Here is a 10,650-nt window from a genome sequence, read left to right as displayed (position 1 = left end):
AATTTTTTATGAGGCTGCATAGAATCCGATCCCCCCTAGCCCCCCTTAATAAGGGGGGGACAAGATTCCGATCAAAGTCCCCCTTTTTAAGGGGGATTTAGGGGGATCGAGATATGTGCAACTTCACATTAAATTGGTATGATATCAAATCCGGTAGCATCGGAATTATTCATCTCTGTATTCTCTCCCTCTGCGTTCTCTGCGCCCTCTGCGGTTAAATCATTCCGATGCAACCGGAAACGATATGAGATGTTGGACTATTCTCAAGAACAGGCAAGATGCCTGTTCCACAAAAAGTGCATTTTCTTGTGGGGTGGGCATCCTGCCCGCCCAAAAAAGGGTGATCGAGAATGGTGAAGATGTGAGTTCAAACCGATGGAAGTAGATGATGAGAAACCAAAGCAGCAAAATCTGTCGCGGGCGATCGATCGATCGGCAAATGAGCGCACCTTCTTAGCATGGATGCGGGCCGCGATCGCCCTCATGGGTTTTGGCGTCATCATCGTCCGACTTCGCGTCGTGCAAATTCCCGTACAGTACCGCCTGGGGATGGGGTGGAAGTTGGGTTTAATCTTCTCTCTAATCGGTTTGGCGACAGTCTTAATCTCAACTGTGCACTACTTCACGGTTCGCCGCCAAATTGACGAGGATACCTACGAACCCTCAGATTGGTTGATATTCGTCTTCAGTTCGGCTGTCGGCTTATTGGGGATTGGAGTAATTTATTTTATCTTTGCAGCCGCCCTGGGCCCAAGTAGTTTTGTAATACCCGACTGAGTGTCAACAGGAGTTAATTATGAACAGCGATACAGTTGCCACGATCGCTTCCATTATCCTCTTAGCTGCTGCTATCTGGGCAGCATTCCTAGTGCTCGAGAGTGTCGCGAAAATATTCCCTAAATTGCTGGGCGTGACAGTCGCGATCGGGATTTTGCTCGTTTACCTGCAATTTTACTGGGGGATCGACACCGCATATCTTTGGCAAACTGTCAAGCATTTGCCTGAAACTTTCAATTTCTCGATCGGCGCCTAAACTACCACCACCCAGCATTCTCAACAACCTCTCGCGGATAGATATGTTTGTACCTGAAACAAAGTATATTTAGCCGCTCCCTATAAAATACGGTAACTGGATAGACTTACTAGACATAGGTGAGTAGGGATGCTAAACTACGGTAAGTCGATCGAGTAATGAGCTATCAACGTGGAAAACGCTAAAAAAGTCAGTGAAGAGTACCAGCTTGCAGGACAACTGACCCAACAGTTGCCACAAGCTAAGGGCTTTAACGAAGTCTGGTTTAAAAAGATCAGAGGCGGGTTGCTTCTGGCCATTGGATATTTGCTATCACCGCTGTGTTGGTGGAACGACATATTTTTCAATCTGCCAATTGCCTACGCCTTTGGGTATATCTGTAGTTGGCTTTCCCCAGATTTACTGTTTCCTTGCACCATTGTCGGCTACTGGCTTTCCAATATTGCGGGAATTCTGTTGATGCAGCTAGGAACTTTAGATGTTTTGGCCGACAAACCCAAGGAAAAAAACCTCAAAAAAGAGTTATTGACGGGTTTAGTTTCCTCAACAGTCTTCACTGTTGTCATTGTGGCATTGATTCATTTTAATGTTCTCGAGACTCCCGATTTCTTTTCCGGCAAGCAGCCGGTTAACCTCAGCTCTGCTTTACCTGTGACGCTCGTCACTTCAAGGTAGAAGGCAGAATATAAACCCCATAAATAAATCGAGGGTTTTTAATCAGTTACACAGGTATATATAAGAAAATCAGGGAGCTTTTACACTACAATTTATGTAGTTTTGTTTATTTGCATTTACTTACTTTTACCAAGAATTTTGTAGCTGAACACGCGGTAAGTCTCAAGCGTTGAAGAGTCAAATTCCTGGCTATAAATATTAAAATGCGAGTAAGATTTTGCCTGTGTAGCTGTGTTGCAGGAGCCAGCCAAGTTATCTATTTGTTGGTTGGCAGCGCTTAATTACACAGTTTTTGGGCATAACCGTGAACTACTTATTACTATCCTTTCTCAGCTTTTTTGTGGGCATTATCGTTGGTTTGACCGGAGTTGGCGGAGCCTCGCTCATCACCCCAATGTTAATTTTTGTTTTTCAAATTCCAGCATCAATTGCTATTAGTTCTGATGTCGTAGCTGCTACACTGATGAAAGTTGTTGGTGGCTTCAAACACTGGCAGCAAAAGACCCTCGACTTGCAAGTAGTTAAGTGGCTGGCTTTGGGCAGCGTACCCGGTTCGCTGACTGGCGTGTGGATTTTACACTGCATCCAATCCAGCGACAATCAGGACTTAGACAGCATCTTGCTGCGCTTTCTCGGAGTAGCGATCGCCCTCATTGTCGCTTTATCGCTGACCCAATTAGTGGTCAAAACATTTTTCCCTAATTTTAAAATGCCTTCGCCCCGTGAATGGGACTTAAATACTAATTATGGCCGTATTTGTACTGTGAGTGCGGCAGCAATTTTAGGCTGCATAGTGGGAATCACTAGCGTGTCTTCCGGTTCGATGTTTGCACTGTTGCTGATTGCTTTTTTCCGCCTGGATACTTCTAAATTGGTGGGTACAGATATTTCGCAGGCGGCAATTTTGTTGATGTTTACATCTGTGGGACACCTCAGCCTCGGAACAGTAAACTGGAGTTTAGTTTTGCCGATTTGGTTGGGTTCGGTGCCGGGAGTTTTGGTAGGTGCTAAATTCTGCCAAATTATGCCTCAACGCCCGCTAAAGTTTGTTATTTACGGAATGTTGGCGATGGCTAGTTGGAAGTTGTATCAAGTCTGATATCGATTCCGGTTGCACCGGAATGATTGTTGACTGTTGACTGTTGACTGTTGACTGTTGACTGATGACTGATGACTGATGACTGTGAGTCAAAAAACTGAAAATTGCGTGAATTATTTGTTGGCAGCTTGATTCGACTTTACGCCCGACTCCCGAAGCGCGGATTTGATATCATATCGTTTCCGGTTGCATCGGAATGATTTAACCGCAGAGGGCGCAGAGAACACAGAGGGAGAGAATACAGAGATGAATAATCCCGATGCTACCGGATTTGATATCATTCCGGCGCAGCCGGAATTGATATGAAAAGTTAAACCTAGTGTCAGCCTGCTGTTTGAGTCCACAATCCTCAACGAGCCCCCCTAACCCCTAAAAAAAAGGGGGGACTGTTTCATTCTCCCGAAATCCGCCAGGGTTTGAAACCCACGGGGCTTATAGCAAAAGTCGGTTAAAATTGAGCTCTTGCACTATTGTTAATAAGCCTTTTATGAACGGGCAAGATGCCCGTTCCACAACAAAATCTACTCTTTGTGGAACAGGCATCTTGCCTGTTATTGAGAATGGTGCAAGATGTGAGTTAAAACCGACTCAAATAGTAATTTTTAGTGATCGTAGCGAGGACTTTCGCTCTCTCGAAAGGGGTTGAAAGCCCTTTCGGACTATAGCTTTAAAAGAATGAATCAGCCCTGCCCTAGGAGAGGTATGCACGGGGGATCTAGACTGGAATGCCAGCTAGACTTATTAAGGATGATCGTGCAACATAACCTACAATTTAATAATTGCTGACTAATGCTTCAAGTTCCTCGGCCGTCGGCAATTCTAAATCTTTGAACAAGGCTGTACTGAGGTAGCGTTCGCCATAAGAAGGCTGCACAAAAACTATCAATTTTCCAGCATTTTCGGGACGCTTGCCGACTTGAATTGCGGCAAACAAAGCGGCGCCTGCTGAAATTCCTGACAACAATCCTTCTTCTCTGGCCAGCCGACGGCTGTAGGCGATCGCATCTTCGTCGCTAACTGCGATCGTCTCATCAATTAACTCTGGTTTCAACACTTCCGGGATGAATCCTGCACCAATCCCTTGAATTTTGTGAGCACCAGATTTGCCTCCAGAAAGCACGGGGCTGCTAGCGGGTTCAACTGCGATCGCCCTAAAACTCGATTTTCGCGGTTTAATTACCTCAGCAACTCCAGTAATCGTACCGCCGGTGCCAACTCCAGCAACTAAAAAATCTACTTTACCCTCTGTATCTTCCCAAATTTCCTCAGCCGTTGTTTCTCGGTGAATTTTCGGATTAGCGGGGTTGCGAAACTGTTGCAGCATGAAAGCATTGGGGGTTTCTTCTACAATTTCTTCCGCACGGGCGATCGCGCTTAACATCCCTTCATGTCCCGGAGTTAATTCCAACCGAGCTCCGTAAGCTTTCAGCATCGATCGGCGTTCCGTGCTCATCGTATCCGGCATAGTTAAAATCAGACTGTACCCTTTCGCCGCCGCTACCATTGCCAAAGCAATTCCAGTATTTCCTGAAGTCGGTTCAACTAAAATAGTTTTCCCCGGTTGAATTAACCCCGCTTCTTCTGCAACCTGAATCATGCTCGCCCCGATTCGATCTTTCACCGAAGCAGCCGGATTCATCCCTTCCAACTTTGCCACAATTTGAGCAACTACTCCTTCGGCTTGGGGAATTTTATTGAGCTGAACTAAAGGAGTTCTGCCAATTATTTCTGTAACATTTTTAGCAATTCTCATGGCTTAATTTCTCTCCCCTTAAATGTAGTACATGGGATGTGTTTGTTTGCGAATATCCCGCTGTTCGCACAAATCTTGTAATGTGTATTTGCCCAAAACCGCGAAAGATGCCTGTCGAGCTTCCTGCCATATTTCTAGCACCGCAGTTTTTTCTATTGTTACAGATTCCGAAACTTTTTTGGTCTGGCCGCTGCCGGATCCTTCGAGAGTCGAAAACACCTCTAGCAAGGTAATCTCCCAAGGCTCTTTCGCCAGCAAATAACCGCCTTTAGCACCTCGCAGACTCTGGACGATACTTGCACGCCGCAGCACGGCAAGAATTTGGTCTAGATAGCGTTCCGGTATCTCACCAGAAGCAGTAAGTTCGCTTACTGTTAGGGGCGAATCCTTCGGGTAGTGGCTAGCCAGTTCCAAGAGGGCTAACAGGGCATATTGTACTCTAGAAGATAGTTCCACATTCCCCACTGGCGATCGAGTTTAAATTGTACCTTATATCATAATACACAATTCCGGTAGGTGTACAGGTGTTATTATATTTTTATTACAAAAACGGTTGGAGAAATCCCGTGAGCAACGTAAATGTAGGTTTAAGTTGTCGGCATTGTCGGTATTACGAACAGCACGGGCACAGGGGCGGAAACTGCCTGATGCTAGGCGTTGGGGTACAGGGTGGGTGGAAAGCTTGCTCCTTCTTGGTTCCACCCTTTGCACCGTCTTGGGAACACCCCGAAGCGGGTAGAGCCCGAAAGTCTCAAATGTTGCAGGAATTGAGTATTTTACAGGCAATACCGCCGCCTTGAAGTAACTGCTAAGTAGGTAGGCGGATATATGCTGTGCGATCGTTAAGTTTCTTCATACTCACCTACTTGGCGGCAGTCAACAAATGCGAGATATCGCTTCTGTTGGCAGTGAGAAGAAAGAAATCAGGAGAAACAGAAAAGCAAGTGCGATCGTCGCCCTTGCTTTTGAACTTATTGACCAGTGGATGAGAAAATTTACTAAACGCAAATTCAATACAAATTATCTGTTGCCCAGACCATTCTGAATTTGATCGAAGATTGCACCGTCACCAAAGAACTTGCTTTGCGCCCCCTTCCAGCCACCCATATCACTGACTGTAAACAGTTTACCAATTCTGGGAAACTGACTGCTAAATTGTCCGGCTACCGTTGAGTTAGCAGGCCGAAAACCACCTTAGCAAATTCTTGCTGAGCTTCCGGCGTGAAAAGGTTTTTGACAAACGCTTCCGCCACCTTAGTAGTTCCATGTTTGGCAGCGTATTTATCAACTACAGCCACGGGGTTGTCAATGGAAATATTCACTTGGGGATCGTGAAAGGTTCAGCTTCGCCCTTCTGTTTCGCCAACAAAACTTCGTTTTCATAGTTGATCGGCACATCCCCTTGGTTTTGTTTGTAGAAGACATCTGACGCTTCGCGGGCATCTTTGGGAAGCACTGGCAAGTTTTTGTATACCTTCATTATGAGATTAATTCTCAAGTCGGAAGAGCGATCGCCCCATCGCTCTTTAGATCTCGTAGTGCCACACCTCGGAAGGTTGCAGAATAATCCGGTGCAAAGGCAGGCGCTCGATCAAACCTTGCTGCTCAAAAATGCCGAGGGTGCGAGTGACAGTGACGCGACTTGTACCGAGGATTTCGGCGATATCCTGATGCGTTAAATTCATATCGATCAGATGTCCTTTCTCTATCTCTGAACCAAATTTTTTAGCCAGCCAATTCAGTAGTTTATAGAGCATGAAGTCAACTTTTTTGTAACCTCGCATTACCATAAACTCTTCAGCCTGCTGAATGTGATTGAGCAGAATGTCTCTATTCAGCCAGCGATCGGCAGATAATAGAATTGCTTCGACTTTACTAAGGCATTCAATTTGATAAGGCTCGCATCTTGATATCGGTTTGCCGATCGTATCACCAGGCCCCCACAATCCCAAAGTGATAATTGTGCCATCTTCAAGCCATGTTACAGTTCGCACTACTCCAGTTTCAATTCGCCACAGAGCATTGCTTCTGTTGGGCAAGTGCGATCGCTCTATAAGATCGGCGATCGCACTGTAGGGTGTGTTAGCGACAGCGTAACGCACTAACCAATATGACAATACAATGAATAATTTAAGAATAATTTAATTTCACCCATACTAGCTCCCTATGCCTAATTATCGAAGACCTAATGTTTCTGGAGGTACATATTAGACCTCTTGCAAAAAAAATATGTGTTATACTTAAGAATTTGCTCAGGTTTAGGTCAAACTTTGAATTATTGGGTTGATTGGCGTCTCCTTAGACTTGCTCAGCCTGCTAGATTATAAAATTGGCTAAACTTTCCACAATAGCACAAAATTATTTTGCAAGAGGTCTATTTCATCACACAAGTCACTTATCAAAGAGATTCTTGGCTCTGTAGTGACATAGGGAGCGCAATGAATATACCTGAACCTGCTACGGCATATCCATTTACCCGCGTTTCCGCTCGACTGCGTTTTGAAAATACAACCTATTAACCTCCGCTAGATTGTATAACGGTTCTGGTCAGTGGTTGCCAACACCTTTGCATTTCTACAAGCGACTTGGGACAATCGGCTGCACCAGAATTGTTAGGCTACACTCCTAGAGAAGAGAGAATATCCTCAACTCGGAAAACGATGTTTTACGTATTTAACTAATTTAGGCCCCTCAAGTTTGTCGGTTGCTGGATTAGTTCTAACGTAAAAATCTTTGCTATCAAAATAACAAGGTGTTGGAGATGCTTTACACTCAACTAAAAGAACATTTACATCATCTACCTTCACCAGCCGATTATCAATGAAAGGATAAAATTCTTCACCAATCTTGCTTTGCAGAAGATTTTTGAAGTGCAATAAAAACTTGTCGGTGTTCTTGTGAAACTTCTCAATTTCTCCATCAACGCCACATATTTGACCATCATCAGAAACGCCTATAAGTAAAGTACCGCCTTCAGTATTAAGAAACGCAACAATAGTTTTCAGAGATGATTGCTCAATGTATGACTCTTTCGTTTGTTTCTTCACGTCCAAACTGAGAGATTCCTTAAATTCAATTATTTTTGATTCGCCCTCCCGAATAATTGCACGGACTTTATCAGCGTCCGTCAAAACGGCCATTGCTTCAAGCATTCGGCTTAGTTGTCCTTGAATAGATGCTGAACTTGTTGGGTTAAGCGCAATCTCTCTGCTGAAATTATCAATTACATCTTTTAACTCACGCAATTTGTGTTGCGTTAGCACAATAGATTCTTGCTCAACAATACTTGGAACAGCAATTGAAGCTTGTTCAATATCTCGCTTGTTCACATGAGGAATAAATGACTGCATCCTCAATGAATCGAGGACAAGCCTTCCTAATGTTGATTCAAAAAAAGAAGCGACATACTCGTTAGAGGTGTTTTCTTTCAGAACAATTTGAAAGTAATTATGGTGTTTTAACTTTGCATCTTGCAGATTGCTGACAACCTTGGAGTTTCCAATGCTGGGAATATAAACAGCGTTTTCTTTTTCCTCAAACGTCTTACCGCTTTTAACAGAATTGATTTCAGTAGCAATGTCGCTCAAAGTATAGTTGTCGTATTCTTTATACTGTGTTTCAAGGCGTTCGATTTGCTGCTGAATTTTCAATCTATAAAAACCGACAAAATCACCGTTAGCTATCAGCGTTCCGCTTGTTAAATGTCCTGTGTCAACAGAGGAAAGAAAATTATGTGCAACTTGCTCGGCTTGGTCGGTTTCAACTAACTCTGCCAAGTAAAGTTTTGGATGTTCTTCTTTTGAAATAGAGATTAGCGTGGGGCGTATTGCTGTTGTTGGGAAAAGCAACTTTTCAGGAGTATTGAAAACGCCATTCACGTAAAAACCTATGGCATTCATCTCTCTCTGAAACTTTTGTCCCTGATAGTTGCTTAATCCGTGCGGTTCGACGAGAAAAATAGCCAAACCTTTATCTTCAAGCGAAAATAGAGATTTTAATATATCCAGCCAATTTTGTTGGGCTTTAATGATTCTGTTATTTATGGTGTCTTGCCATTCATTTTGGTTAAGTCCAAGAGGCAAATCGCCTAGAACAACATCAAATTTTACATTATTCGGAATTTCATCCGCCCTTGAAACTTGAGTTAAATCAGAATTTGCTAAATCAGCAAATAGATTGAAATCCGATGTGTTGATAAGTAATGTTTTGGGCTTACCTTTACTCTCGATAATTGATTTAACGAAAGTTTGAATTACGCTTTTTCCGAAAGGCTGTTGTTCTGTCATATTCATCTTTCGTCAAGATTTTCCCACAACAAAGCATATAACTATTTATTAGATGGACTCTATCCACCTGATCAACCCGATGAGGCGTTTAGGTAGATTATAGTCAGGCTAACAGCTAAATTGAGCGGCAGAAAAACTTTCGCTTTCAACGAAAATATTACAGCTTTGTCCGCTCCAATGATTTGTTATGCCCCGCTCGCTTCTCAATTTCTTAATTTTTGCGCTCGCCAATAACCTCTCCGAACTTAACAACGAAGCAAACCATTTTTGCTTGCCCAATCTCGAATGAAATCAGACAACCTCAACGGACGCATTGATTCGGCATAAGTATTTATTATACCGACATTTTCCGTCTTGTCAACTCCTACAGAACAAAAAGCCGAAACTTTCGGAATAATCACCCCATATAGCAATCCTAAATCAATTGTAAAATCTTTTTCTCGTTCTCAGGCTCTGCCTGGGAATGAATTTCAGGAGGCTCTGCCTCCGATTTAGAGCCACGAGACAGCATTACCAGGGACGAGCCTGGTAACGATGTGGGAGCAGTGTTTTGTAGAAGCTCCCGAATAGTATTTAGAGTAAGATGCAGTGGCTGATTTAAATTGAATAAGCAGGAAAAGTCATCGCGTGTTTGGGCTTGACGTAAACCTGCTGATCTCGGGTTAACTGTAGAGAATCGAAGCGCTCGCGACTGACATAAGCTGTTACTACCTGCTCGGATTCTAACACTAACTCGGTTTGTATTTCCCGCCCTAAATGAATGATGCGGCTGACTGTTGCTAATGAAAAACCAGACTCCGGCTTAGTTTTAATTTCCACGTCGTGGGGGCGCAAAAACACTACTTCCGAATGAGCGGCTCCATTATGGCGAGCGGTTGTGGCGTTGCTGGCGAACAAACCCGCAGCATTCGACAGCACATTGACCGGCCCAATAAAACTCATCACAAAAGCTGACGCGGGTTTGTCGTAAATTTCAGCAGGACTGCCAACTTGTTCGACTCTACCTTTGTTCATCACCACAATTTCATCGGCTACTTCCATAGCTTCTTCTTGGTCGTGAGTCACAAAAACTGTGGTGATGTTAACTTCTTTGTGAAGGTTGTGCAGCCACGATCGCAATTCTTTGCGGACTTTAGCATCTAATGCTCCAAAAGGTTCGTCTAGCAGCAGGACTTTTGGTTGAACTGCTAGAGCTCTGGCCAAAGCAACCCGCTGCCGCTGGCCGCCGGAAAGTTGCGAAGGATAGCGATCGCCCAAACCTGTCAACTGCACTAAATCCAAAAGTTCATCAACCCGCCTGCTAATAGAGGCTTTAGGAACTTTGCGAATTTCCATCGCAAAAGCAATATTTTTCCGAATACTCATGTGTTTGAATAAAGCGTAGTGCTGAAACACAAAACCGATATGCCGTTCCTGCACCGACTGATGAGTAGCATCTTCACCGATCAGGTAAATCTGACCGCTGTCCGGCGGTTCTAGCCCCGCGATCATCCTCAGCAGAGTCGATTTCCCCGAACCGGAAGGCCCCAACAGCGCGACTAAAGATCCCCTTTTAATTTCCAAATTCACGTTGTCAATTGCGTGGAAGGAGCCGAAGTGTTTCGATACGTTCTGAACTGTAATACTCATGAGTTTATTTACCTATTTTAGGAGTGAAACAAGCTAACTCCGCTTATCTGACCGAGTTACAGTAGTATATCCTGAAAATAATATTTTGCAACACCTGTAACTTTTTGTATTGTATTTCGAGGCCCGGATGATGGGGACTGGGCTTGAAAGTTGACGCTGGCGGGCCGTCCGAGTT

The 10,650-nt window shown here is 44.0% G+C and carries 13 protein-coding genes; 6 read left to right on the top strand and 7 right to left on the bottom strand.

Annotation, left to right across the window (positions count from 1 at the left end):
- The first annotated feature begins 375 nt into the window (after positions 1-375).
- From ACUVJL_RS38945 to ACUVJL_RS38930, 4 genes are all read left to right on the top strand, one after another.
- On the top strand, positions 376-777 hold the full coding sequence (locus tag ACUVJL_RS38945) for a YidH family protein (RefSeq protein WP_445250704.1): 402 nt from the start codon (positions 376-378) through the stop codon (positions 775-777).
- A gap of 19 nt (positions 778-796) precedes the next feature.
- Complete coding sequence (locus ACUVJL_RS38940; protein WP_445250703.1) at positions 797-1,033, top strand: hypothetical protein; 237 nt, start codon at positions 797-799, stop codon at positions 1,031-1,033.
- 171 nt (positions 1,034-1,204) lie between these two features.
- Positions 1,205-1,708, top strand: coding sequence for a hypothetical protein (locus ACUVJL_RS38935; protein WP_445250702.1), 504 nt, complete (start codon positions 1,205-1,207; stop codon positions 1,706-1,708).
- A gap of 304 nt (positions 1,709-2,012) precedes the next feature.
- Positions 2,013-2,807, top strand: a complete 795-nt coding sequence (locus tag ACUVJL_RS38930) for a sulfite exporter TauE/SafE family protein (protein ID WP_445250701.1) — start codon at positions 2,013-2,015, stop codon at positions 2,805-2,807.
- Positions 2,808-3,579: 772 nt separating this feature from the next.
- Here ACUVJL_RS38930 and cysK read toward each other — a convergent pair.
- Entirely contained in the window at positions 3,580-4,560 is a 981-nt protein-coding gene (gene cysK / locus ACUVJL_RS38925; RefSeq protein WP_445250700.1) for a cysteine synthase A, read from the bottom strand.
- Between the two features lie 18 nt (positions 4,561-4,578).
- Complete coding sequence (locus ACUVJL_RS38920) at positions 4,579-5,016, bottom strand: Rrf2 family transcriptional regulator (RefSeq protein ID WP_445250699.1); 438 nt, start codon at positions 5,014-5,016, stop codon at positions 4,579-4,581.
- A 110-nt stretch (positions 5,017-5,126) separates the two neighbouring features.
- On the opposite strand from ACUVJL_RS38920, the gene ACUVJL_RS38915 reads away from it, so the two are divergent.
- Both ACUVJL_RS38915 and ACUVJL_RS38910 read left to right on the top strand, forming a co-directional pair.
- The gene (locus tag ACUVJL_RS38915; protein ID WP_445250698.1) at positions 5,127-5,360 is read left to right on the top strand and encodes a hypothetical protein; all 234 of its coding nucleotides are present in this window, start codon (positions 5,127-5,129) and stop codon (positions 5,358-5,360) included.
- An 83-nt stretch (positions 5,361-5,443) separates the two neighbouring features.
- Entirely contained in the window at positions 5,444-5,605 is a 162-nt protein-coding gene (locus tag ACUVJL_RS38910) for a hypothetical protein (protein ID WP_445250697.1), read from the top strand.
- Between the two features lie 118 nt (positions 5,606-5,723).
- Here the strand turns inward: ACUVJL_RS38910 and ACUVJL_RS38905 are convergent, their stop codons facing one another.
- From ACUVJL_RS38905 to ACUVJL_RS38885, 5 genes are all read right to left on the bottom strand, one after another.
- A complete protein-coding gene (locus tag ACUVJL_RS38905) occupies positions 5,724-5,882 on the bottom strand; it encodes a hypothetical protein (protein WP_445250696.1) in 159 nt (52 codons plus the stop codon).
- The gene (locus ACUVJL_RS38900) at positions 5,879-6,040 is read right to left on the bottom strand and encodes a hypothetical protein (RefSeq protein ID WP_445250695.1); all 162 of its coding nucleotides are present in this window, start codon (positions 6,038-6,040) and stop codon (positions 5,879-5,881) included. The genes ACUVJL_RS38905 and ACUVJL_RS38900 overlap by 4 nt, the downstream gene beginning before the upstream one ends.
- A 46-nt stretch (positions 6,041-6,086) precedes the next feature.
- Positions 6,087-6,677, bottom strand: a complete 591-nt coding sequence (locus ACUVJL_RS38895; protein WP_445250694.1) for a Crp/Fnr family transcriptional regulator — start codon at positions 6,675-6,677, stop codon at positions 6,087-6,089.
- A gap of 528 nt (positions 6,678-7,205) precedes the next feature.
- Positions 7,206-8,846 (bottom strand): ATP-binding protein, encoded by a 1,641-nt coding sequence (locus ACUVJL_RS38890; protein ID WP_445250693.1) that lies wholly within the window; start codon positions 8,844-8,846, stop codon positions 7,206-7,208.
- A 597-nt stretch (positions 8,847-9,443) separates the two neighbouring features.
- On the bottom strand, positions 9,444-10,475 hold the full coding sequence (locus ACUVJL_RS38885; RefSeq protein ID WP_445250692.1) for a sulfate/molybdate ABC transporter ATP-binding protein: 1,032 nt from the start codon (positions 10,473-10,475) through the stop codon (positions 9,444-9,446).
- Between the last annotated feature and the right edge of the window lie 175 nt (positions 10,476-10,650).

This window comes from Microcoleus sp. OTE_8_concoct_300 (genome assembly GCF_031383065.1).
Taxonomy (GTDB): Bacteria; Cyanobacteriota; Cyanobacteriia; order Cyanobacteriales; family Microcoleaceae; genus Microcoleus.
Note: the sequence above shows the minus strand (reverse complement) of the source record. Positions and strands in the feature narration are given on the sequence as shown.